Source organism: Streptomyces sp. YKOK-I1 (genome assembly GCF_054660435.1).
Window position 1 is genome coordinate 3,402,127 of record NZ_BAAGDR010000001.1, and the last position, 23,622, is coordinate 3,425,748.

The window sequence follows — 23,622 nt, forward strand, 5'->3', positions numbered from 1 at the left end:
CACCCGCTCATCCCGCCGGGAGTCGGGGTGTCGTCGCCCGGGCGGCGAGGTGGCCGGCTCGGGCGGCGGCGGTGAGGAGGGCGGGCAGGGTGGCCCGGACGACGTCCGCCCCGGCCGTCGCCGCGCGCTGCGCGAGGGCCGTCTGGGCGGGCAGCAGCGGTGCCAGGGACGCGGTCAGGGCGTCCGCGGTGCGGCGGAGTTCCGGGGAGGCGTCGCGCAGGACCTCCGCCGCGGCCCGCAGGAACGGGGCCAGGGCGAGCAGGGCGCCCGCGGTGAGACCGGCGCCCGCCGGGACGAGCGGGGAGCCCGCGGCGATCAGTTCGGACAGGGCCGCGGTGAACTCCCGTACGGCCGGTTCCATCGCGTCCAGCGCCGGGACCAGGCTGTCGCCGAGCGCCGTCAGCAACTGCCGGGCCGGTTCGCCCACCGGGTGTCCGGCCAGGGGTGCGCCACTGGTGCCGAGCCGGGTCAGGGTCTCGATAAGGCGGTAGAAGGCCTCCTGGGCCCCGGGCGAGGCGCTGGCCTCGGCCAGTTCGGCCGTGGTGCGCCGCAGCACCCGCAGCGCCTGGGCGCCCGAACCGTCCCTCGGGTCCAGGGTGTTGAGGGCGATCCGGGTGAGGTTGCCCGCGGTGTCCAGAAGGTGGCCGGTCGCCTCGGTCGTGCCGCGGGCCAGACGCAGCACATCTCCCCTGCTGGGGAGGGAAGGGATCGTCGCCATGGCTCTCCTCGCCTCGCACATCGCCCCCAGGCCGTGTCGCATGCCCGCCGCCCCCAGCATGCCCGCTGCGGGCGTCCGTCATGGGCCATCCGGGGCATCGGTGACACCAAGACCGCATCCGTGCAGTTGAGTCGATCGGGCACGCCTCGCCGTACCGATCTCCAGAGGCGGCTGAGTGCGAGGAGAAGCGGATGACCAGGGAGATCCACGGCACCGTGGCCGACGGTTTCGAAGCGGTGCGGGAAGAGTTCAGCGCGTTCGTGGCGGAGGAACAGCCGGACTACGAGGGCCAGTTGTGCGCGTATGTGCACGGACGGCGGGTCGTCGACCTCTGGGCGGGGGGCGAGGCCGACGCCCTGTACGGCGTGTTCTCGTCCACCAAGGGCGCGGCCCATCTGGTGGTCGCCCTGCTGGTCCAGGACGGCACACTGGAGCTGGACCGCAAGGTGACCTACTACTGGCCGGAGTTCGCGGCCGAGGGCAAGGGCCAGCTGACCCTGCGGGAGCTGATCGCGCACCGGGCCGGGGTGGTGGGCACCGACACCGGGTTCTCCTGGCAGGAGCTGGCCGACGACCGGCAGATCGCCGAACGCCTGGCCGACCAGCGGCCGTTCTGGCGTCCGGGCACCGCGTTCGGCTACCACGGGCTGGTCATCGGAGCGCTCACGGGCGAGGTCGTCCGGCGGGCCACCGGCCGAACGCTCCAGGAGGTGTACGAGGAGCGGGTGCGCGCCCCGTACGGGCTGGACTTCTTCCTGGGACTGCCGGCCGCGCACGAGCCGAGGTTCCGCACCACCTTGCCGATGGCCCCCACGGCCGAGCAGCGGGCGCTGCTCGACGCCGAGTCGGGTGGACCGCACACGCTCGCCTCGATCGCCTTCAACCGGCACACCGCCGAGCCGACCGACCTGGAGGCGCTGCCCAACGACCCGCTGGTGCGGGCCAAGGGTCCGGCCTCGGTGGGCGGGGTGGCCTCGGCGCGCGGTCTCGCGGGGCTGTACGCGGCGGCGATCAGCGAGCGGGAGGGGAAGGCGCCGCTGCTGAAGGAGGACACGGCGGCGGAGTTCGGGCAGCTGCACTCGGTCGGGTACGACCTGGTGTCCCGCGGGCACCGGGCGTACGGGCTCGGCTTCCAGGCGACCGCGGACGTCTACCACCCGTTCCTGGGCGCCGGGACGTTCGGGCACGGCGGGGCCGGGGGCAGTCAGGCCTTCGCGGATCCGCGCAGCGGGCTGGCCTACGGGTACACCCGGCGCCGGATCGCGTTCCCGGGCGGGCCCGCGCCGGAGAACGACCGGCTGGCGGCGGCCGTGCACCGGGCGGCGCTCACCGGGTGATCCGGCTCCGGCGCAGGGCGAAGGCCGCACCCCACGTCCAAGGGTGCGGCCTTCGTCGTACGCAACGACGGGTGCCGGAGCTACGTCACGCTCAGAGCTTGACGATCATCTTTCCGGTGTTGTCGCCGCGCAGGACCCCGAGGAACGCCTCCAGGTTGTTCTCGATGCCCTCGACGACGGTCTCGCGGTACTTCAGCTCGCCGGAGCGGATCCAGCCGCCGACCTCGCGGACGAACTCCGGCTGGAGGTCGTAGTGGTCGCCGACCAGGAAGCCCTCGATACGGCCGCGGGTCTGGATGAGACGGGCGAGGTTCTTCGGGCCGGGGGCGGCCTCGGTGTTGTTGTAGACGGAGATCATGCCGCAGATCACGATCCGGCCGCGCTCGTTGAGGGAGCCGATGGCGGCCTCGAGGTGGTCGCCGCCGACGTTGTCGAAGTAGACGTCGACGCCGCCGGGGGCGGCGGCGCGCAGCTGCTCGGCGACGGGGCCGTTCTTGTAGTTGAAGGCGGCGTCGAAGCCGTACTCCTCGACGAGGAGCTTGACCTTGTCGTCCGAGCCGGCCGAGCCGATGACCCGGGAGGCGCCCTTGAGCTTGGCGATCTGGCCGACCTGGCTGCCGACGGCACCCGCGGCGCCCGACACGAAGACGGAGTCGCCCTCCTTGAAGGCGCCGGTGCGCAGCAGGCCGGCGTAGGCGGTGAGGCCGGTCATGCCGAGGACGCCGAGGTAGGTGGAGAGCGGCGCGGCCTCGGGGTCGACCTTGACGGCCTGGGCCGCGTCGAAGGTGGCGTACTCGCGCCAGCCGCCGAAGTGCAGGACGTGGTCGCCGACGGCGATCCCCTCGGCGGCGGAGGCGACGACCTCGCCGACGGCCCCGCCCTGCAGGGCCTTGCCCAGCTCGAAGGGGGCGACGTACGACTTCGCGGCGCTCATCCGGCCGCGCATGTACGGGTCGACGGAGACGTACGCGTTGCGCACGAGCACCTGGCCGGGGCCGGGCTGCCGGATCTCCGCCTCGGCCAGTTCGAAGTCCTCGGGCTTCGGCCAGCCGACGGGACGGCTGAGCAGACGCCATTCGCGGCCGGTGGCGGGGAGGGCGGAGTCAGTCATGGGGGGCGCCTTTCACATCAAATGCTTCACTACCTGAAACAACCATGCGCCTGAATATTTCATGTTGTCAAGTAAAGAGGTATCCTCGGATCCATGGCCACCTCACCCAGGACCCCCCTGCCCGACGCCCTCACGCTGGAGGTCGTCGAGCTCATCGGCGAGGTCGTGGCCCGCTTCTACGAGGACTACGAGGAGGCGGCCTCCGACCACACCCTCACCGGCGCCCAGGCCCGGCTGCTCAGCCTGCTCTCCCTCGAACCGCTCCCCATGCGCAAGCTGGCCCAGAAGCTGAAGTGCGAGCCTTCGAACGTCACCGGCATCGTCGACCGCCTGGAGTCCCGCGGCCTGGTCGAGCGCCGGCCGGACCCGGCCGACCGCCGGGTGAAGCTGGCCGCGGCGACGGAGGAGGGGCGCAGCGTCGCCAAGGGCCTGCGCGAGTCCCTGCGCTTCGCGCGCGAGCCACTGGCCGGGCTCGCCGAGGAGGAGCGGGTGGTGCTGCGGGGGCTGCTGCGGCGGATGCTGGCGGCCGAGGCGAACGGCGTCTGACATCACGGTGAATCCCTGACGACCGAGGGTCCGGACCCGTTACGGTCCGTGCACCACGCCCCTTACGATGCGGCTTCGCGTCCAAGGGGGGATTCCTGTGTTCGTACTGTCCATACTGCTGCTCATAGCGGCGGTCGTGCTGTTCTTCGTCGGTCGCAGCCAGAGCGCCGCCGGGTGGAAGATCGGGGCGGCGCTCGGCGCCGTGGGGGGCGTACTGTTCGGCGTGTTCTCGTGCGTGCACGTGGTGAGCGCCTACGAGGTCGGCGTGCCGGTGACCTTCGGCAAGGTCGGCTCGCCCATGAAGTCCGGCATCCAGTTCAAGTCGCCGTTCACCGACGTCACATCCTTCTCCACCCGTCCGGTGGATCTCAACCTGTACGACAAGGACGTGGTCGAGGTCCGCTCCTCGGAGGGCGGGGTGCTGGACGTGGACGTCACCGTCAAATGGGCCGTGGTGCCGTCGAAGGCGGTCGAGCTGTACCGGCTGGCGGGTAGCTCGGAGGCCGTGCAGGCGCGGCTCGTGCTGCCGGACAGCCGCGAGATCATCCGCAACGTCTTCGCCAAGCACACCAGCGAGGAGGGCTACGCCTCCGCCCGTGAGCAGATCGGCTCGGAGATCGCCGCCGCGATCAAGGAGCGGCTGGCGCCGCGCGGGATCGACGTCACCACCGTCAATCTGCGCAATGTGAAGCCGTCGAAGGAGCTCCAGCAGCAGATCGACAAGAAGATCCAGCAGGAGCAGGCCACCGAGCGTTCCCTGGAGGCGGCGCGCACGGCCAAGGCGGAGGCGGAGCGCAAGCGCATCGAGGCGGAGGGCATCGCCGCCGCCAACAAGATCATCGAGCGCTCGCTGAGCGACAAGGTCCTCTACAACCAGTGCCTGGAGGCCTACAAGGAGGCCGCCAAGGCCAACCCGGTGTACGCGGTCCCGTGCGGTACGGACTCGAACGGGACGCCGGTGATCGTGGACAACGGGAAGAACTGAGCGGTCGGTGGAGCTGCCGCGATGGCCCGTCGTTCGCCTGCCGGTCCGTCGTGGCAGGTCGCGCCCACGCGGCGGAGCCGCAGATCGATACAGCCCCGCGCCCCTTCAGGGCCCTAGGCGGACGACGGGACTTTCGCAACACGCCCTAGTCGTCCTGGCCCGTCTTGTTGCTCTTGATGCTCGCCTTGCGGGCCAGCTCGCCGGCCGCGAGGGTCGCGGTGGCGATCGCTCGGGTCCAGCGGGGGCCGCCGCGCGCCGCCCACCAGACGCAGGCGCATCCTCCGACGGTGAGGAGGAGGATGACGGACAGGGCGAGCAGCATCACGGGGCGCTCCTTCTTCGGATGGGCACTGCCGTTCTACACGCCTGCGTGTGGTGGGCGGTTCCTGGGGGTCAGGACTTCTTACGGGTCGTCATGAAGCGCTGGATCAGGATGAACGCGCAGAGCAGCACACCCGTGGCGATCTTGGTCCACCAGGAGCTGAGGGTGCCCTCGAACTGGATGAGGCTCTTGATCAGACCGAGGACGAGGACACCGAACAGGGTGCCCAGGACATAGCCGGAGCCGCCGGTCAGCAGGGTGCCGCCGATGACGACCGCGGCGATCGCGTCGAGTTCCATGCCGGTCGCGTGCAGCGGGTCGCCGGACTGGATGTAGAGGGTGAAGAGCAAGCCGGCGAGCGCCGAGCAGAAGCCGCTCACCGTGTACACCGCGATCTTGGTGCCGCCCTGCGGGAGACCCATCAGCAGGGCCGACTGCTCGTTGCCGCCGATGGCGTACACCCGGCGCCCGAAGCGGGTGTAGTGCAGGACGTAGAACGCGATCGCGAGGACCACCAGCGAGACGACCGCGCCGATCGACAGGAAGCCCATGCCCAGCTGCACCTGCGCCTGCGCCATGCTGCTGACCCCGGAGTCGCTGATGGAGATCGACTCCTTGCTGATGACCAGGCACAGGCCGCGGAAGAGGAAGAGGCCGGCGAGGGTCACGATGAAGGGCTGGATCTCGAAGTTGTGGATCACATAGCCCATCAGGAAGCCGCCGAACGCGCCCACGGCCAGCGCCAGGGGGATCACGAGGGCGAGCGGCAGCCCCTGGCGCTCCACCAGCCAGGCCGTGAACATCGTGGTGAAGCCGATCATCGAGCCGACGGACAGGTCGATGCCGCCGGACAGGATGACGAAGGTGACACCGACCGCGGCGACCAGGAGGTAGCCGTTGTCGATGAACAGGTTCAGGAAGACCTGGGGTTCGGCGAACCCGTAGAACTGGTAGCGGCCCAGGCCCACGCCGTACATGACGAGGAAGAGCAGGGCCGTGGCCGCGACGGGCAGGCGCCGGTCGGCGAGCAGCCGCGCGGCCCTGGACGGCGTACGGCTGTCCGGGGCGGCCTGGGGGCTCTGGGTGGTCGTGGTCATCACGACACCTCCATCTTGGGAGCGGCGTCGGCGGGCGAGGCGGGGTCGGCCGGGGCGGCGGCCGGCCGGGCGCCGCCCTTGGCACCGAACCTCGCGCCGAACTTCGCGCCGAAGACCTTGGCGCGGAACTTCGGGGACTGGAGCAGACAGACGACGATGACGACGGCGGCCTTGAAGACCAGGTTGGTCTGGGTGGGGACGCCGATGGTGTAGATCGTGGTGGTCAGGGTCTGGATGACCAGGGCGCCGACCACCGTGCCGCCGATGGAGAACCGACCGCCCAGCAGCGAGGTGCCGCCGATCACCACGGCGAGGATCGCGTCGAGCTCGATCCACAGGCCGGCGTTGTTGCCGTCGGCGGCGGAGGTGTTGGAGCTGATCATCAGGCCCGCGATACCGGCGCACAGCGCGCAGAAGACGTACACCATGATCTTGATGCGGGCGGACCTGATGCCGACCAGCCGGCTGGCCTCGGCGTTGCCGCCGACCGACTCGACGAGCAGGCCGAGGGCGGTACGGCGGGTCAGCGCCACGGTGATCGCCACGACCACGGCGACGACGAAGATGGAGAAGGGCAGCGTCAGCCAGTAGCCGCCGCCGATCAGCTTGTACGGCTCGCTGTTGATGGTGATGATCTGGCCGTCGGTGATGAACTGGGCGACACCGCGTCCGGCGACCATGATGATCAGCGTGGCGATGATCGGCTGGATGCCCATCCGGGCGACCAGGAAGCCGTTCCACAGACCGCAGACGACCGCGGCCAGCAGACCGAGGCCCATCGCGAGGAGCACCCCGGCCAGGGCGCCCTGGTCGGCCTGGTCGCTGATGTAGGAGCAGGTCAGCGCCCCGGTGATGGCGACCACGGCACCGACGGAGAGGTCGATGCCGCCGGTGGCGATGACCAGGGTCATGCCGACCGCGACCAGGATGAGGGGCGAGCCGAACAGGACGATCGAGACGAGGCTGCCGTAGAGGTGGCCGTCCGTCATCTTGACCGAGAAGAAGTCGGGGGTGAACGGGACGTTGACGAGCAGCAGCAGGATCAGGACCGCGACCGGCCAGAACAGCTGGTGATGTGTCAGTGCTCGCCAGCGGGAGGTGGTGGTCACTGGTGTTCTCCGCTCGCGATGGTCTCGAGGATCTTGCTGGTGGTGATCTCGGGCCCGTTGGCGATCCGCGCCACCAGCCGGCGGTCGCGCAGCACTCCGATGGTGTGGCTGAGCCGGAGCACCTCCTCCAGCTCGGCGGCGATGTACAGCACGGACATGCCGTCCTCGGAGAGCGAGACGACGAGTTTCTGGATCTCCGCCTTGGCGCCGATGTCGATGCCGCGGGTGGGCTCGTCGAGGATCAGCAGCTTGGGCTGGGTGATCAGCCAGCGGGCCAGCAACACCTTCTGCTGGTTGCCGCCGCTGAGCTGGCCGACCCGCGCCTCGGGGTTGGCGGGGCGGATGTCGAGGGCCTGGATGTACTTGGCGACCAGCTCGTCGCGCTGGGCGGCCGGGACGGGCCGGGTCCAGCCGCGGGCGGCCTGGAGGGCCAGGATGATGTTCTCCCGGACCGTCAGGTCGGGCACCAGCCCCTCGGTCTTGCGGTTCTCGGAGCAGAAGGCGACCCCGGCGCCGATCGCGCCGTTCGGGGCGCTGAGCGAGACCTGCTTGCCGTCGACGGTGACCGTGCCGCTGTCGGGGTGGTCGGCGCCGAAGAGCAGCCGGGCGAGTTCGGTGCGGCCCGAGCCGAGCAGTCCGGCGAGTCCGACCACCTCGCCCTTGTCGATCTCCAGGTCGAAGGGGGCGATGCTGCCGGTGCGGCCGAGTCCGTCCGCCTTCAGCAGGGTCTCGCCCGCGGTGGAGTGCAGCTGGTGCTCGTGGAGCTCCTCCAGCTGGTCCATGGCCTTGCCGAGCATCAGCTGGACGAGGCCGACCTGGTCGAGGTCGCTCACCAGGTGCTCGCCGACGAGGGTGCCGTTGCGCAGGACCGTCATCCGGTCGCAGACCTCGTAGATCTGGTCGAGGAAGTGCGAGACGAACAGGATCGCCACGCCCTCGTCCTTCAGCCGCCGCATCAGGGCGAAGAGCTGGAGGACCTCGTCGCGGTCGAGGCTGGAGGTCGGCTCGTCGAGGATGAGCACCTTGGTGCCCGGCCCGCCGCCGGTTCCCGCCCCGTCACCCTCACCGTCGCCGATCCCCAACGACCGTACGATCGCGACCAGTTGCTGCACCGCCAGCGGGTACGAGGACAGCGGGGCGGTGACGTCGATGTCGAGGCCGAGCCGGTCCACCAGCCGGGCCGCCTCCTGGCGCAGCCGCTTCCACTGGATACGGCCCATGCGGGTCGGCTCCCGGCCGATGAAGATGTTCTCCGCCACCGACAGGTTGGGGCAGAGGTTGACCTCCTGGTAGACGGTGCTGATGCCGGCCTGCTGGGCCTGCAACGGGCTGGCGAACCGCACGGACCCGCCGTCCAGCGTGATCGTGCCGCCGTCCAGGGAGTAGACCCCCGTCAGCACCTTGATCAGGGTGGACTTGCCCGCGCCGTTCTCGCCCATCAGGGCGTGGATCTCGCCGGGGAAGAGCCGGAAGTCGACGCCCGACAGAGCCCGTACCCCCGGGAACTCCTTGACTATGCCCGCCATTTCCAGGACGGGCCGCGGCTCTGCCATACCTCTCCTTGTGAGGGAACCGCCGACTTGCCCGGCGGGGGAATTCATTGCGTGTTTGCGTGATTGCGCCCCGCAAGGGGCCGGTTCGGGCTGGACCGCGGCCTTTTCGGCTGGAAGCCCCTCACCCGGGGCGGAGTCACGGCAGCGCTCCTCGTGAGAGAGAGCCCGCTGCAGGCCCGCAGGGCCCGGCCGACCGAAGTTTCGGTCGGCCGGAGGCTCCCCGCCGGTGGGTGCCGTCGGTCAGTACTTGCGGTTCGGGAGCTCGGTCTTGGCCTGGTCCTGGAGGAAGTCGCCTTCCTTGGTCTTGATCCAGCGCTCGACCGTCTCCCCGTCGTGGACCTTCTTGACGACGTCCATCAGCTGGGGGCCGAGCAGCGGGTTGCACTCGACGATGCCGTTGATCTTGCCCTCGGACATGGCCACGAAGCCGTCCTTCACGCCGTCGATCGAGACGATCAGGATGTCCTTGCCGGGCTTCTTGCCGGCCGCCTCGATGGACTGGATGGCGCCGATGGCCATGTCGTCGTTGTGCGCGAAGAGGACGTTGATGTCCGGGTTGGACTGCAGGAAGGCCGCCATGACCTGCTTGCCGCCGGCGCGGGTGAAGTCACCGGTCTGGCTGACGACGATCTTCCAGTCGTCGGCGTGGTCGGCGTCCATGACCTCCTTGAAGCCCTTGGCGCGCTCGATGGCCGGGGCGGCGCCGGTGGTGCCCTCCAGCTGGGCGATCTTCACCGTGCCCTTGAGGCCGGCCTTCTCGACGACCGTCGCCAGCATCTTGGCGGCGCGGCGGCCCTCGTCGGTGAAGTCGGAGCCGACCAGGGTGACGTAGAGGGAGTCGTCGGAGGTCTCCACCGAGCGGTCGGTGAGGACCACCGGGATCTTCGCGGCCTTGGCCTCCTTGAGCACCGCGTCCCAGCCGGTGACGACCACCGGCGAGAAGGCGATGACGTCCACCTTCTGGGCGATGTAGCTGCGGATCGCGGAGATCTGGTTCTCCTGCTTCTGCTGGGCGTCGGAGAACTTGAGGGTGTAGCCGGCCTCCTTGGCCGCGTCCTTCACCGAGGTGGTGTTGGCGCTGCGCCAGCCGCTCTCGGCGCCGACCTGGGAGAAGCCGAGCGTGATCGTCTTGCTGCCCCCGGAGGACGAGCCGGAAGAGCTGTCGTCCTTCTTCGCGCAGGCCGCCAGGCCGCCCGCCGCCGCCACGCCGACCGCCGCGGTGAGGAAGTTCCTTCTGCTGAGCATGTTCTTCTCCTTTGAAGAGCCGGCCCGGGGGACGGACCTGCTGGTACTCGGGGACCGGCCGCACTGCGTCCAGCCTGTCGATCATCGTTCGGTATTTCGGCCGCGCTGAGGGGCAGAGAGGCCTACGGATCCGTCAGAGGGGCACACCTTCGGGTTGCGCGGCGTGCGGGAACGTACTCGCGCGCACGACGAGTTGGGGCTCGATCGCGATCGGGGACGGGGTGGCGGGCGACCGGCCCTCGATCATCTCCAGGAGCAGGGCGATGCCCTGCTTCCCGACCGCCGAGAAGTCCTGCCGGACGGTGGTCAGGGGCGGTGCGAAGAACTCCGACTCCGGGATGTCGTCGAAGCCGACCACCGCGACGTCCTGCGGGGTCCGCACACCGGCCTCGCGCAGCGCCCGCAGCACCCCCAGCGCCATCTGGTCGTTGGCGACGAAGACGGCGGTCAGGCCCCGGCCCACCCAGCCGGCCAGCTCCTGCCCGGCGCGGTAGCCGGACAGCGGGCTCCAGTCGCCGCGCAGCAGCAGGGGCGGTTCGATGTCCGCCGCCTCCAGGGTGGCCCGCCAGCCGGCGGCCCGGTCGGCCGCCTCCAGCCAGTCCTCGGGTCCGGCGAGATGCCAGACCCTGCGGTGTCCGGCGGCCAGCAGATGCCGGGTGGCCAGGCGTGCTCCCAGATGCTGGTCCACGCTGACACCGGGAATGTCCACGCCCTGCCCGCTGCCCACGACCACCACCGGGAAGGGGCTGCGGAGTTCGGCGAGGGCGTCCACCGCCGACCGCTGCGGGGCGATGGCGACGACCCCCTCGACCCCGCCGTCGCTGAGGTGGTCCAGGGCCTCGGACAGGGTCGCCATGGTCAGTTCGCGCAGACTGACCGTGGAGACGAGGTAGCCCTCGGCGCGCGCCGCCTCCTCCAGCGCGAACAGGGTGCTGGCCGGGCCGTACAGGGTGGTGTCGGAGGCGACGACGCCGAGCGTCCGGGTGCGGCGGGTGGCCAGGGCCCGGGCCGAGGAGTTACGGCGGTAGCCCATCTCCTCGATCACGCGGAGCACCCTGGCCCGGGTCTCCTCCCGCACGTTGGGGTGGTCCCCCAGGACGCGGGAGACGGTCTGGTGGGACACGCCGGCCTGGCGTGCCACGTCGGCCATGGTGGGCGGCCGCAGCTGCGCTGGTGACATGGCCGCACCTCCTTGGCGGTTGTCTGCGGATAAGTCCTTGGTCGGGGTGGTCGGGGGCGGTGGTTTCCGCGCGGCCGGTTTCACTCCGCGCTGTCCGTGCGCCCAACAGCACCGCTGGGACTGACGAGTTGGGGCACTACGGGCACGACGCTCATACCTCCCACGCTGGCGCTGGACGCCGACCGGTGAATGCGGACGTCATTGTGAGCGCTAACAATTCATGGCGGTCAAGAGGGCTGCAACGGAACGTCGTCACGGTTGAATAACGCGGCAGGTGACGGGACTTGCTTGGACACCCGTCCAAGGATCCCTCAACCACCGCTCACACCAGCGAAGTTGAGCCATGGGGAGGGTGGCGGAGGGCGAGGTTCCGGGAACGCCCGGCCAGGCCCGCCCGGCGAGCGGGCGAGGCGCGGGCAAGTCGGTTGCTGTCAGGGCATGTTGGACGGATCGGACCCGAGGGGGCCGACGGCAGGCACCGGTGGGCGAGCAGGGGGTCGCGCAAGTGGGTTGCGTGAGCCGTGTGTTGACGGGGGCGGCCTGCCCTAGGAACACCACCACAGGAAGCGGGTGCAGGTCTCCGAGGGGGAGGGTTCGGGGGAGGACGGGTCCGAGGCCGTCGGGGCGGCGGTCGGGGTGGAGCCGGAGGGGGTCGACGCACCGGAGGTGGAACCGGAGGATCCGGGCACCGTCGCCGACTGGGCTTCCTTGTCCGGGGAGCGGCTCGTGTCCGCCGCGTCCGGGGACTCCGAGGCCGACGGGGACGCGGAGGCGCCCGGAGACGCCGAGGCGCTGCCCTTGCCCGTACCCTCCCGGTCGTCCAACGGCTGTGCGGACGTGCTCGGTTCCACCGACTCGTCCACCTCGGAGGACTCGCCACCGGCCGCGGCCGGGTTCGGCTTCGAGGAGAACCCCGGTGCGTCCACGCCGAGTTCGGCCAGGCTCAGTCCGCCCGCCGCCAGCACGAAACCGGCGGTGATCAGCACCGTGCGCCTACGGCGTCTGCGGTGGACGGCCGCCTTGCGGTCCCGTCGGCTCGCATCCGAGACATCGGCCGGACCCGCGTCCCCGGCACCCCCGCGACCGCTTCGCCCCTGCCCACGCCGACGCGCGACCCGCCCCTCCGACTCGCCGTCATCGCCCTCAAGGCCATCCCGCCCCCCGGACCCGACCCGCCCGCCCCGGCCGTGAGCCGCGCGGGCATCACCGCCACCGTGGACTTCACGATCGGCGCGGTCGTGTCGACCGTCGCCGCCATAGGCCTCACGGCCGGCATGGACCTCACGATCGACCCACCCACCCCGGCCCCCGCCCCTGACATCGCCGTCCCGGCCACCGTCGCCAAAGACCTCATGGCCGACATGGCCGACATGGCCGCCCCAGCCCTCGCCTCCACCCTGGACCTCACGGCCGACCCGCTCACCCCGGCCCCCGCCGCCATGGGCCCCACCCCCGACACCGCCGTCCCGGCCACCGTCGCCATAGGACTCATGGCCGGCATGGCCGGCATGACCGGCATCGGCGTCGCGGCCCGTATCGCCGCCGTGCAGCCCTCCGTCGGCGTAGTCGCCCCCGCCGTACGCCAACTGGCCGGTGTGGCCGGCCGGGCCGCCGCCCCATGTGTGGTTGGCGTGATCGGTACCGGCCGTGGGCCCCACGGGCGTGGCATGATCGCCGGGCCCGGCGGGACGGTGCTCCGGGGGGAACGCCGCCTCGGGATACGCGCGTAGCGGAGCAGCAGGTGCGCCGCACCCCGGGCAGGTGAGGGCGCCGTTGAGGTGCCGTCGGCACGGGTGGCAGTAGTCCATGACGCGGGAAGACTAGGTTCCCCGGCGGTCGCGTTCCCGGGTTCGGCTGTGAAAGTTGTGTGGGAAACAGGCCATACCGGTGCGGCGGCCCGGGTGACCTGTCACACACCTCCGGCACGCTCCGATGTCGAAAGGGGCATCGAAACCGTCAAACCGTTACCTGTTCGACCCATTGACACTCCCCGGGCGCCGTCCTTACTGTCTGCCCAGCATTTCGAACATGTGACGAAATCTCGAACAGCCGAAGGGTAACTTCCGTGCGCATCACCGGAATCAGCACGCACGTGGTCGGGACGCCGTGGCGCAACCTGACCTACGTCCTGGTGCACACCGACGAGGGCATCACGGGTGTCGGCGAGACCCGCATGCTGGGCCACACCGACGCGCTGATCGGCTACCTGAGAGAAGCCGAGCAGAACCACATTCTCGGCTCCGACCCGTTCGCTGTCGAGGACCTCACCCGCCGGATGAAGTACGGCGACTACGGGCGGGCCGGCGAGATCGTGATGTCCGGCATCGCCGTCGTCGAGATGGCCTGCTGGGACATCAAGGGCAAGGCCCTCGGCGTCCCGGTGTGGCAGCTGCTCGGCGGCAAGGTCACCGACAAGGTCAAGGCGTACGCCAACGGCTGGTACACCACCGAGCGCACCCCGGAGGCGTACCACAAGGCCGCGCAGGGCGTCATGGAGCGCGGCTACAAGGCGCTCAAGATCGACCCCTTCGGCACCGGGCACTTCGAGCTCGACCACGAGCAGAGCCTGTACGCCGTCTCCCTCATCGAGGCCGTGCGCGACGCCATCGGGCCGGACGCCGAGCTGATGCTGGAGATGCACGGCCGCTTCTCCCCCGCCACCGCGGTGCGCCTCGCCAAGGAGCTGGCCCCCTTCAAGCCCGCGTGGCTGGAGGAGCCCTGCCCGCCGGAGAACCTGAAGGCGCTGGAGAAGGTCGCCGCCAAGGTCGACATCCCGGTCGCCACCGGTGAGCGCATCCACGACCGCATCGAGTTCCGCGAGCTCTTCGAGAGCCAGGCCGTGGACATCATCCAGCCGGACGTCGGCCACATCGGCGGCATCTGGGAGACCCGCAAGCTGGCCGCGACCGCCGAGACGCACTACGTGCTCGTCGCCCCGCACAACGTCGGTGGCCCGGTGCTGACCGCCGCCTCCCTCCAGGTCGGCTTCACCTCCCCCAACTTCAAGATCCTCGAGCACTTCAACGACTTCGCCGACGCGGAGATCAAGAAGGTCGTCAAGGGCGCCCCCGAGGTGATCGACGGCTACTTCCACCTCTCCGACAAGCCCGGCCTCGGCGTCGAGCTGGACGTGGACGCCGCCGCCGAGTTCCCGCAGCAGCAGGCCCGCTTCGACCTGTGGGCCGAGGGCTGGGAGCAGCGGAAGCCGAAGGGCACCAAGTGAGCACCGAGGTCGTCATCGAGGCGCCCGGCGAGCACCGGCTGACCGCGCACACCCCGCGCGAGCCCCGCCCGGGCGAGGCGCTGGTACGGGTCCACGCGGTGGGCATCTGCGGCAGCGACCGCGAGGTGTACCAGGGCAACCGGCCCGAGGGGTACGTCCGCTACCCGCTCACTCCCGGCCATGAGTGGTCCGGGACCGTGCAGGCCGTGGGCGCCGGGGTGCCCGCGGGCCTGGTCGGCCGGAAGGTGGTGGGCGAGGGCTTCCGCAACTGCCAGGTCTGCGACCGCTGCCACGCGGGCGAGACGACGCTGTGCACGGACGGGTACGAGGAGACCGGCTTCACCCAGCCGGGGGCGATGGCCACCACCCTCACCCTCCCGGCGCGGCTGCTGCACGTGCTGCCCGAGGACGCCGATCTCACGGCCGCCGCCCTGCTGGAGCCCGCCGCGTGCATCGCGGCCGCCGCCATCAAGGCGCGGGCGCTGCCGGGCGAGAAGGTGGCCGTGGTGGGCACCGGGACGCTCGGCATGTTCGCGGTGCAGTTCCTGAAGGCGGGCTCGCCGGCGGAGCTGCTGGTCGTGGGCACCCGGGACGACAGGGAAACGCTGTCACGGCGGTTCGGGGCGACCGACTTCCGCACCAAGGACCAGGCGCTCCCCGACGACTTCGACGTCGTGATCGAGACCGCGGGGTCCGCGAGCGCTGCCCGAACGGCCGCCTCGCTGCTCCGCAGGGGCGGACGGCTGGTCCTCACGGGCATTCCTGCCGCGGGCGCCGACGGTCTCGACCCGACGGATCTCGTGGTACGGCAGCTGGAGGTGCACACCGTCTTCGGGGCACCGCCGGACGCCTGGTCGCACACGGTGAGGGTGTTCGGGGCCGGGCTGCTGGACCCGCTGCCGCTGGTCACGCACGAACTGCCGCTGGCCGAGTTCCCCGAGGCCATCGAGCTGGTGGGATCCGGCGACCCGAAGGTGGGCAAGGTGCTGCTCAAGCCGTAGCGGCACGCCCCTCGAGCCGTACGCCGGTGCGGGGGCGACCTGACGGTCCCCGCACCGGCGTACACCCAGACCCACCCGCACCCTGAGCCGCGAACCTCGTCCGAAATATCGAACACGAAGGACACCCTGTGACCGACGCTTCCGCCCCGGCAGCCCGTCGACCCGGTGAGCAGGCGCTCGCCGCACTCGGCCTGGGCGCACCCGCCCTCGACCCCGCCGACGCCTCGCCCCACTCCTTCCCGGGCGGCGGCCGCTGGCGCACCGAGGTCCCTTCGTGCGAGGGTCCCGAGGCGCTGGCCGTCATCCTGAAGGAGGCCTCGCGGCTCGACGTGCCGATCCACCGCATCAGCCAGGGCAGCGGTGTGTGGATGCTGACCGACGCCGAGATCACCGAGATGGTCGACGCGACGAACGAGCGTGACATCGAGCTCTGCCTGTTCACCGGTCCGCGCGGCACCTGGGACATCGGCGGCTCCACCCGGACCGACTCGCGCGGTGGGGGCCTGCGCGCCCGTGGGCACGACGCCGTCGCCGGCTGTGTCGAGGACGCCGTCCGCGCGACCGAGCTGGGCGTGAAGTGCCTGCTCGTCGCGGACGAGGGCGTGCTGTGGACGCTGCACCAGGCCCGCGGCGCCGGCCTCATCCCGGCCGACACCACGCTGAAGGTGTCGGCGCTGATCGGTCCCGTGAACCCGGCCGCGTACGCCGTGTACGAGCGGCTCGGCGCCGACTCCGTGAATGTGCCCAGCGATCTCACGCTGGACCACCTGACCGAGATCCGCCGGGTCTCCGGTGCCCCGATGGACATGTACATCGAGGCACCGGACGACCTCGGCGGGTACATCCGGATGTACGAAGTGGCCGAGCTGATCCGGCGCGGCGCACCGCTGTACCTGAAGTTCGGTCTGTCCAAGGCCCCGGGGATCTACCCTTACGGCCACCACATGAGGGATCTGACCCTGTCCACGGCGCGGGAGCGGGTGCGGCGCGGCCGGCTCGCGCTCGACCTGCTCGCACGCCACGGAGCGGACGCCGACATGGCCCCGCTCGGCTCGCGACTGCCTGGTGAACTGAACAGGTTTGATGCCCGGTCATAACGTTCCGGAAACCTCGCTTCACACAAGCCGACACAGGCGCGCAGAATCCCACACACCTCCTTCTCGGTCTTTTCACGGCGTCCCTCCAGGGCGTCCTCGCACCGCGGGACCGAGCCCTGCACACACATCAAGGATGATGACCATGCGTAACCGCAGAGCCGCACTCGCCGCCATAGCCGGAGCCGCTTCCCTCGCCCTCACGCTCAGCGCCTGTGGCCAGAACAGCGAGGGTGGCAGCAAGGAGGAGAAGGGCAGCACCAAGGGCGGCACGATCGGCATCGCGATGCCGACCAAGTCCTCCGAGCGCTGGATCGCCGACGGCAACAACGTCGTGAAGAACCTGGAGTCCGCGGGCTACAAGACCAAGCTGGTCTACGGCGAGGACGACCCGGACCAGCAGGTCTCCCAGATCGAGAACCTGATCACCCAGGGCGTCAAGGCGCTGATCGTCGCCGCGATCGACAACAAGTCCCTGAACAACGTCCTGCAGCAGGCCAAGGACGCGGACATCCCGGTCATCGCGTACGACCGCCTGATCCTCGGCACGCCGAACGTCGACTACTACGCGTCGTTCGACAACACCAAGGTCGGCGAGCTCCAGGCCAACTACATCGTCGACAAGCTCGGCCTGGCCAGCGGCAAGGGCCCGTTCAACATCGAGCTGTTCGCCGGCTCCAACGACGACAACAACACCAAGTACTTCTTCAACGGCGCGATGAGCGTGCTCCAGCCGTACATCGACAAGAAGAAGCTGGTCGTCCAGTCCGGCCAGACCGGCCTCACCCAGGTCACGACCCTGCGCTGGGACGGCACCACCGCCCAGAAGCGCATGGACGACATCCTGACCAAGTCGTACTCCAGCAAGAAGGTCGACGCGGTCCTCTCGCCGTACGACGGCATCTCCATCGGCATCCTCTCGGCGCTGAAGTCGGACGACTACGGCACCAAGAGCAAGCCGCTGCCGGTCCTCACCGGCCAGGACGCCGAGCTGGCCTCGGTGAAGTCGATCATCGCGGGCGAGCAGACGCAGACCGTCTACAAGGACACCCGTGAGCTCGCCAAGGTCGCCGCGAACATGGTGGACGCGGTCCTCAACGGCAAGAAGCCGGAGACCAACGACACCAAGACCTACGACAACGGCTCGAAGGTCATCCCGGCCTACCTGCTGCAGCCCGTGAGCGTCGACAAGACCAACTACGAGAAGGTCCTGGTGGACGGCGGCTACTACACCGCCGACGAGCTCAAGTAACCACCAGCACCTACTGATTGGAAGGCACGACCATGGCGGGACCCGTCCTGGAAATGCGCTCGATCGTCAAGACCTTTCCCGGTGTGAAAGCGCTGTCGGACGTCACACTGACCGTCCGCCAGGGCGAGGTCCACGCCATCTGCGGTGAGAACGGCGCCGGCAAGTCCACCTTGATGAAGGTGCTCTCCGGCGTCCATCCGCACGGCAGCTACGAGGGCGAGATCCTCTTCGACGGAGAGACCTGCTCGTTCAAGGACATCCGGGCCAGCGAGCAGCGCGGCATCGTCATCATCCACCAGGAACTGGCGCTGTCGCCGTACCTCTCCCTCGCGGAGAACATCTTCCTCGGCAACGAACACGCCAAGGGCGGGTTCATCGACTGGCGGGAGACCCTGCGGCACGCCACCGAACTGCTGCGCCGGGTGGGTCTCGACGACCACCCGGAGACCCGGGTCGCCGACATCGGCGTGGGCAAGCAGCAGCTCGTGGAGATCGCGAAGGCGCTCTCCAAGAAGGTGAAGCTGCTCATCCTCGACGAGCCGACGGCGGCGCTCAACGACGAGGACAGCGACAAGCTCCTCAACCTCATCCTGGAGCTGAAGAACCAGGGCATCACCTCGATCATCATCTCCCACAAGCTCAACGAGATCCGCAAGGTCGCCGACTCGGTGACGATCATCCGTGACGGCCACTCCATCGAGACGCTGGACGTGAAGTCGGCGGAGACGACCGAGGACCGGATCATCAGCGGCATGGTCGGCCGCGACCTGGACCACCGCTTCCCCGAGCGCACCCCGCACGAGGCGGAGGTGGACGCGGCCCCGGCGCTGGAGATCCGCAACTGGACCGTGCGCCACCCGATCGACCAGGAGCGCAAGGTCGTCGACGACGTGTCGATCCAGGTGCGGCGCGGGGAGATCGTCGGCATCGCGGGCCTGATGGGCGCCGGCCGCACCGAACTGGCGATGAGCGTCTTCGGGCGATCCTACGGCCGGTACGCGGGCGGCACGGTCCTCAAGGACGGCAAGGAGATCCGCACGAAGACCGTGGCGGAGGCGGTCGACCACGGCATCGCGTACGTCACCGAGGACCGCAAGCACTACGGCCTCAACCTCATCGACACCATCAACCGCAACATCTCGCTGACCGCCCTGAACAAGGTGGCCAAGCGGGGCATCGTCGACGAGCACGAGGAGCGGCAGGTCGCCGAGGGCTACCGCAAGACGATGAACATCAAGGCGCCGACCGTCTTCGAGCCGGTGGGCAAGCTGTCCGGCGGCAACCAGCAGAAGGTCGTCCTCAGCAAGTGGATCTTCGCGGGTCCGGACGTGCTGATCCTGGACGAGCCCACGCGCGGTATCGACGTCGGCGCCAAGTACGAGATCTACACGGTCATCGACCAGCTGGCCGCCGAGGGCAAGGCGGTCGTCTTCATCTCCTCCGAGCTGCCCGAACTGCTCGGCATGTGCGACCGCATCTACACCATGGCCGCCGGGCGGCTCACGGGCGAGGTCCCGCGGGCCGAGGCCACGCAGGAAGTGCTGATGCGTCAGATGACGAAGGACAAAGAGGTAACGCGATGAGCACCGAAGTCACGGACAAGGTCCCGGCCGCCGCGCCGCCCGGCAAGAGCGGCGGATCGTCCGACGGCAACCTGCTCCAGCTGGTACTGGGCGGTCTGCGCCGCAACATGCGCCAGTACGGCATGCTGATCGCCCTCGGTCTGATCGTCGTCCTGTTCCAGATCTGGACCGGCGGCGACCTGCTGCTGCCGCGCAACGTCTCCAACCTGGTGCTCCAGAACAGCTACATCCTGATCCTCGCGATCGGCATGATGCTGGTGATCATCGCGGGCCACATCGACCTGTCGGTCGGTTCACTGACCGCGTTCGTGGGCGCCTTCGCCGCCGTCCTGATGGTGCAGCACGACATGGCGTGGCCGCTCGCCCTGCTGCTGTGCCTGATCGTGGGCGCGGTGGCCGGATCGGTGCAGGGCTTCCTGATCGCCTATCTCGGCATACCGTCCTTCATCGTCACCCTCGCGGGCATGCTGCTCTTCCGCGGTCTGACGGAGATCCTGCTGAAGGGCCAGACCCTCGGCCCGTTCCCGGACGGCCTGCAGAAGATGGGCAACGGCTTCCTCCCGGAGGTCGGTCCGAAGACGAACTACCACAACCTCACGCTGCTCCTCGGCATCGTCCTGCTGGTCTTCGTGGTCCTCCAGGAGGTCCGTGACCGCAAGCGCCAGCAGGAGTTCTCGCTCGACGTGGCGCCCCGCAACCTCTTCCTGCTCAAGCTCGTCGCGATCGTCGCCGCGATCCTCACCGTCACGATGCTGCTCGCCAGCTACAAGGGCGCGCCGATCGTGCTGCTGATCCTGGGCCTGCTGGTGGTCGGTTACGGCTACGTCATGCGCAACGCCGTCTTCGGCCGGCACATCTACGCGATCGGCGGCAACCTGCCGGCGGCCAAGCTGTCCGGCGTCAAGGACAAGAAGGTCACCTTCCTCGTCTTCCTGAACATGGGCGTCCTCGCGGCGCTGGCGGGTCTCGTGGTCGCCGCCCGGCTGAACGCGGCCTCGCCGAAGGCGGGCCTGAACTTCGAACTCGAGGCGATCGCCTCGTCGTTCATCGGCGGCGCGTCGATGAGCGGCGGTGTCGGCACCGTCCTCGGCGCGATCATCGGTGGTCTCGTCCTCGGTGTCCTGAACAACGGCATGAACCTCCTGAGCGTCGGCACCGACTGGCAGCAGGTCATCAAGGGCCTCGCCCTGCTGCTCGCGGTCGGCTTCGACGTCTGGAACAAGCGCAAGTCCGGTTCGTAGACCGGACCGATCGAGGAGACCGGATCGGGCCCCGCCGCACGGCGGGGCCCTTCCCATGAGCAGGGACCATGAGCAGGGACCATGAGCAAGGAGGAGAAATGCCGTTGCAGTCGCTCTTCGGCAAGCTGGCCGACGGTACGGAGATCCACAGCTGGGCGCTGGAGAACGGCGGGACCCGGCTGCGGGTCCTCTCCTACGGCGGGATCGTGCAGTCCCTGGAGATCCCCGACCGCGAGGGCCGCCTCACGAACGTCAGCCTCGGGTTCGCCACGATCGAGGAGTACGTCGAGAGGACCCCGTACTTCGGCGCGCTGATCGGCCGCTACGGCAACCGGCTCGGCGCAGGCCGCTACACCCTCGACGGCGAGACCCACCAGGTGGACGTCAACGACGGGCCGAACAGCCTGCACGGCGGGGCGGAGGGCTTCGACCGCCGGGTCTGGGACGTGGAGCCCTTCACGCAGGGAACGGAGGTCGGCCTGCGGCTGTCCCGGACGAGCCCCGACGGCGAGATGGGCCACCCCGGCACGCTCACGGTCCGGGTGACGTACGCCCTCACCGCGGACGGCGGCTGGCGGATCGACTACGAGGCCACCACCGACCGCCCGACGGTGGTCAACCTCACGAACCACGTCTACTGGAACCTGGCCGGCGAGGGCAGCGGCTCCGTCGCGGGCCATGAGCTGGCGATCGCCGCCGCCCGCTACACCCCGGTCGGTCCGGGACTGATCCCCACGGGCGAGCAGGCCGAGGTCGCGGGCACCCCCTTCGACTTCCGCACGGCCAAGGAGATCGGCCGGGACCTGCGGGTCGCCGACCCGCAGCTGCTGCACGGCCAGGGCTACGACCACAACTGGGTCCTCGACAAGGGCGTCACCGAGGAGCCCGTCCCGGTGGCGTTCCTGCGCGACCCGGCCTCGGGCCGCACCCTGACCGTCGCCACGACCGAGCCGGGGCTGCAGTTCTACTCCGGCAACTTCCTCGACGGCACCCTGACCGGGCCGGGCGGCCGGGTCTACCGGCAGGGCGACGCGCTCTGCCTGGAGACCCAGCACTTCCCGGACTCCCCGAACCGGCCGTCGTTCCCGTCGACGACCCTGCGGCCCGGGGAGACGTACCGCTCGACGACGGTGCACAGCTTCGGCGTGTAGAACCCGAGAGGGCGGATGCGAAACCCGGGTTCCCGGTTCCGCAACTCACATTTTTTTCACATCGGTTGAACGGGGTGACTCACAACCCCGTATGTACCAGTGGCCCGTGCTCCCCCGCGCGGGCCACCCAGACGACGGGCCCGGTCGTCCCCAGCGGGCCCGCCCCCTACGGAGGTTCCATGGCCGACAACGTCACCTCGTTGTTCCGCAGTACGGCGGCTCACAGCCCGTCGATGGCGGCGCTGACACGAGAAGGCGGCGACGGGACGGGCCCGGTCGACTTCTGTATCCCCTGCAACCCCTACTTCCCCACCCCGGCCATGATGGACACCATGTCCGCCAGACTGCGGGACATCGTCACCTACTACCCCAGCAGCGCCGACACGATCACCGCCGAGCTGTGCAACCTGCTCCAACTGCCGCCGTCCGCCGTCGCGATGGGCAACGGCTCGACCGAACTGATCACCTGGATCGACCATCTGCTGATCCGTGAGTCCGTCGCCGTCCCCGTGCCCACCTTCGGCCGCTGGACCGACCAGCCGATGGAGACCGGCAAGCGGGTCGACATGTTCCCCCTGCAGGAGTCCAGCGGCTTCGCCCTCGACCTCGCGCAGTACGCCGACTTCATCCGCACCCGCGGGACCCGGGCCGCGGTCATCTGCAACCCGAACAACCCCGACGGCGGCTTCCTGCACAAGCACGCCCTCGTGCAGTTCATGGACGCGATGGCCGACCTCGATCTGATCATCATCGACGAGTCGTTCCTGGAGTTCGCCGACGCGGAGCAGGAACCCAGCGTCGTGCAGGAGGCGATGATCCGCCCGAACGTCATCGTCCTGCGCAGCCTCGGCAAGAACTTCGGTCTGCACGGCATCCGGTTCGGCTACATGGTCGCCAACCCCTCCCTGGCCGGCAAGGTCCGCTCGATGCTGCCGAAGTGGAACCTCAACGCCTTCGCCGAGTACGTGGTCTTCATGCTCAAGGAGCACGGCCCCGAGTACATGCAGAGCCTGATGCAGGTGCGCCGGGACCGCCTCGACATGGCCAGCCAGCTCTCGGCGCTCCCCGGTCTGACGGTCTATCCCTCCCAGGGCAACTTCCTCTTCGTGCGCCTTCCCGTCGGCGCCGAGGGCACGGTCGTGCGGGACCGGCTGCTCACCGAGCACCGCATCCTGATCCGTGAGTGCGGCAACAAGATCGGCTCCTCCAGCCGCTTCGCGCGGCTCGTGGTGCGCCCCCAGGTGGACGTGCGTCGCCTGGTGACCGGCCTGGAACAGGTGCTCTACGGGACTCGGAGGGGAGCCCCCGTGCCCGAGCTGAGCCCTGGAATCAGCTACAGCTCGGGCACGGCCGCCGTGGACCGGCTGCTGGTCGAGGCGACCAACGGGGCGGGCATGCAGGGCCTCGCCGCTCAGGCCATGGGCATGCCGGGGCTGGTCGCGGCCCCGGCCGCCGCCGGTATGCCCATGCAGGCGCCCGCCATGATGGCGCCGGCCGCCCCGTCCAACGGCGCCGGGATGCCGTTGCCGGCCGCCGCACAGGTCTTCCCCCAGCCTGTGCCCGCGGCCGCTCCGGCCCCGGCGCCGGTTCCCGTGGCCATGCAGGCGCCCGCGCCGATGATGGCTCCGGCCGCCATGCAGGCACCGATGGCTCCGGCCGCGCCCCAGGCCCAGACGCCGCCCGGTGTGCCCGCTCGTGGCGGGCTCACCGCGGCGCAGGTCCGTGGCACGAACGGGCTGGCGCCCGCGGCCGCCACGGGGTGGCCGAACGCCCAGCCCGCGCAGTCGTGGCCGAATGCGGCGGGGATGGGGCAGGTCGGTTAGCGCCACGGGGGTGCGGGAGTGTGACCGGGTGCGGCTTCGTCGTGGCCGGTC

General features: G+C 69.9%; 20 protein-coding genes and 2 pseudogenes. 12 read left to right on the plus strand and 10 right to left on the minus strand.

All coding sequences use genetic code 11. The annotated features are described in order from the left end of the window. Window positions 1–7: 7 nt before the first annotated feature. On the minus strand, window positions 8–718 hold the full coding sequence (locus ACYQ8Q_RS14745; protein ID WP_460065159.1) for a hypothetical protein: 711 nt from the start codon (window positions 716–718) through the stop codon (window positions 8–10). Between the two features lie 191 nt (window positions 719–909). On the opposite strand from ACYQ8Q_RS14745, the gene ACYQ8Q_RS14750 reads away from it, so the two are divergent. Continuing rightward, a complete protein-coding gene (locus tag ACYQ8Q_RS14750) occupies window positions 910–2,055 on the plus strand; it encodes a serine hydrolase domain-containing protein (RefSeq protein ID WP_460065160.1) in 1,146 nt (381 codons plus the stop codon). A gap of 91 nt (window positions 2,056–2,146) precedes the next feature. Here the strand turns inward: ACYQ8Q_RS14750 and ACYQ8Q_RS14755 are convergent, their stop codons facing one another. Then, entirely contained in the window at window positions 2,147–3,166 is a 1,020-nt protein-coding gene (locus ACYQ8Q_RS14755) for an NADP-dependent oxidoreductase (RefSeq protein ID WP_460065162.1), read from the minus strand. 93 nt (window positions 3,167–3,259) lie between these two features. Between ACYQ8Q_RS14755 and ACYQ8Q_RS14760 the strand changes: the two genes are divergently transcribed. Together ACYQ8Q_RS14760 and ACYQ8Q_RS14765 are read left to right on the plus strand one after the other, a co-directional pair. Next, window positions 3,260–3,712, plus strand: a complete 453-nt coding sequence (locus ACYQ8Q_RS14760; RefSeq protein ID WP_460065163.1) for a MarR family winged helix-turn-helix transcriptional regulator — start codon at window positions 3,260–3,262, stop codon at window positions 3,710–3,712. Window positions 3,713–3,809: 97 nt separating this feature from the next. Continuing rightward, window positions 3,810–4,697, plus strand: coding sequence for a prohibitin family protein (locus ACYQ8Q_RS14765; protein ID WP_460065164.1), 888 nt, complete (start codon window positions 3,810–3,812; stop codon window positions 4,695–4,697). Window positions 4,698–4,842: 145 nt separating this feature from the next. Here ACYQ8Q_RS14765 and ACYQ8Q_RS14770 read toward each other — a convergent pair whose 3' ends face one another. From ACYQ8Q_RS14770 to ACYQ8Q_RS14800, 7 genes are all read right to left on the minus strand, one after another. Beyond that, window positions 4,843–5,022 carry a hypothetical protein gene (locus tag ACYQ8Q_RS14770; RefSeq protein WP_460073766.1) on the minus strand — a complete coding sequence of 60 codons (180 nt, stop codon included), beginning with the start codon at window positions 5,020–5,022 and terminating at the stop codon, window positions 4,843–4,845. A 68-nt stretch (window positions 5,023–5,090) separates the two neighbouring features. Continuing rightward, on the minus strand, window positions 5,091–6,116 hold the full coding sequence (gene yjfF, locus ACYQ8Q_RS14775; protein WP_460065167.1) for a galactofuranose ABC transporter, permease protein YjfF: 1,026 nt from the start codon (window positions 6,114–6,116) through the stop codon (window positions 5,091–5,093). Further along, window positions 6,116–7,225, minus strand: coding sequence for an ABC transporter permease (locus tag ACYQ8Q_RS14780; RefSeq protein WP_460065169.1), 1,110 nt, complete (start codon window positions 7,223–7,225; stop codon window positions 6,116–6,118). The genes yjfF and ACYQ8Q_RS14780 overlap by 1 nt, the downstream gene beginning before the upstream one ends. Continuing rightward, a complete protein-coding gene (locus ACYQ8Q_RS14785; RefSeq protein WP_460065171.1) occupies window positions 7,222–8,778 on the minus strand; it encodes a sugar ABC transporter ATP-binding protein in 1,557 nt (518 codons plus the stop codon). The genes ACYQ8Q_RS14780 and ACYQ8Q_RS14785 overlap by 4 nt, the downstream gene beginning before the upstream one ends. Before the next feature lie 240 nt (window positions 8,779–9,018). After that, window positions 9,019–10,023 carry an ABC transporter substrate-binding protein gene (locus tag ACYQ8Q_RS14790; protein WP_460065172.1) on the minus strand — a complete coding sequence of 335 codons (1,005 nt, stop codon included), beginning with the start codon at window positions 10,021–10,023 and terminating at the stop codon, window positions 9,019–9,021. Between the two features lie 133 nt (window positions 10,024–10,156). Beyond that, complete coding sequence (locus tag ACYQ8Q_RS14795) at window positions 10,157–11,203, minus strand: LacI family DNA-binding transcriptional regulator (protein WP_460065173.1); 1,047 nt, start codon at window positions 11,201–11,203, stop codon at window positions 10,157–10,159. Between the two features lie 545 nt (window positions 11,204–11,748). Then, complete coding sequence (locus tag ACYQ8Q_RS14800; protein ID WP_460073767.1) at window positions 11,749–12,189, minus strand: hypothetical protein; 441 nt, start codon at window positions 12,187–12,189, stop codon at window positions 11,749–11,751. A 21-nt stretch (window positions 12,190–12,210) separates the two neighbouring features. Here ACYQ8Q_RS14800 and ACYQ8Q_RS14805 point away from each other — a divergent pair, with 21 nt between their 5' ends. Then, window positions 12,211–12,933 carry a hypothetical protein gene (locus tag ACYQ8Q_RS14805; protein ID WP_460073769.1) on the plus strand — a complete coding sequence of 241 codons (723 nt, stop codon included), beginning with the start codon at window positions 12,211–12,213 and terminating at the stop codon, window positions 12,931–12,933. 6 nt (window positions 12,934–12,939) lie between these two features. Here ACYQ8Q_RS14805 and ACYQ8Q_RS14810 read toward each other — a convergent pair. After that, window positions 12,940–13,011: pseudogene (locus ACYQ8Q_RS14810) on the minus strand (SCO2400 family protein); the annotation flags it as partial. A 257-nt stretch (window positions 13,012–13,268) separates the two neighbouring features. Here ACYQ8Q_RS14810 and ACYQ8Q_RS14815 point away from each other — a divergent pair. The 8 genes and pseudogenes from ACYQ8Q_RS14815 (at window position 13,269) to ACYQ8Q_RS14850 (ending at window position 23,571) form a co-directional block, all read left to right on the plus strand. Continuing rightward, on the plus strand, window positions 13,269–14,426 hold the full coding sequence (locus ACYQ8Q_RS14815) for a mandelate racemase/muconate lactonizing enzyme family protein (protein ID WP_460065174.1): 1,158 nt from the start codon (window positions 13,269–13,271) through the stop codon (window positions 14,424–14,426). Next, the gene (locus tag ACYQ8Q_RS14820) at window positions 14,423–15,427 is read left to right on the plus strand and encodes a zinc-dependent alcohol dehydrogenase (protein ID WP_460065175.1); all 1,005 of its coding nucleotides are present in this window, start codon (window positions 14,423–14,425) and stop codon (window positions 15,425–15,427) included. Before ACYQ8Q_RS14815 ends, ACYQ8Q_RS14820 begins: the two co-directional genes overlap by 4 nt. A 128-nt stretch (window positions 15,428–15,555) precedes the next feature. Continuing rightward, window positions 15,556–16,524 carry a hypothetical protein gene (locus tag ACYQ8Q_RS14825; protein WP_460065176.1) on the plus strand — a complete coding sequence of 323 codons (969 nt, stop codon included), beginning with the start codon at window positions 15,556–15,558 and terminating at the stop codon, window positions 16,522–16,524. A 142-nt stretch (window positions 16,525–16,666) separates the two neighbouring features. Continuing rightward, window positions 16,667–17,773: a multiple monosaccharide ABC transporter substrate-binding protein gene (chvE, locus tag ACYQ8Q_RS14830; protein WP_460065178.1), complete on the plus strand. Its 1,107-nt coding sequence runs from the start codon at window positions 16,667–16,669 to the stop codon at window positions 17,771–17,773. Window positions 17,774–17,805: 32 nt separating this feature from the next. Continuing rightward, window positions 17,806–19,356, plus strand: coding sequence for a multiple monosaccharide ABC transporter ATP-binding protein (mmsA, locus tag ACYQ8Q_RS14835; RefSeq protein WP_460065179.1), 1,551 nt, complete (start codon window positions 17,806–17,808; stop codon window positions 19,354–19,356). After that, window positions 19,353–20,597: a multiple monosaccharide ABC transporter permease gene (mmsB, locus tag ACYQ8Q_RS14840; protein ID WP_460065181.1), complete on the plus strand. Its 1,245-nt coding sequence runs from the start codon at window positions 19,353–19,355 to the stop codon at window positions 20,595–20,597. Before mmsA ends, mmsB begins: the two co-directional genes overlap by 4 nt. 89 nt (window positions 20,598–20,686) lie before the next feature. Beyond that, window positions 20,687–21,748 (plus strand): annotated as a pseudogene (locus ACYQ8Q_RS14845) (aldose epimerase family protein); the annotation flags it as partial. Window positions 21,749–21,927: 179 nt separating this feature from the next. After that, window positions 21,928–23,571, plus strand: coding sequence for a pyridoxal phosphate-dependent aminotransferase (locus ACYQ8Q_RS14850; RefSeq protein ID WP_460065182.1), 1,644 nt, complete (start codon window positions 21,928–21,930; stop codon window positions 23,569–23,571). The last annotated feature ends 51 nt before the right edge of the window (window positions 23,572–23,622 follow it).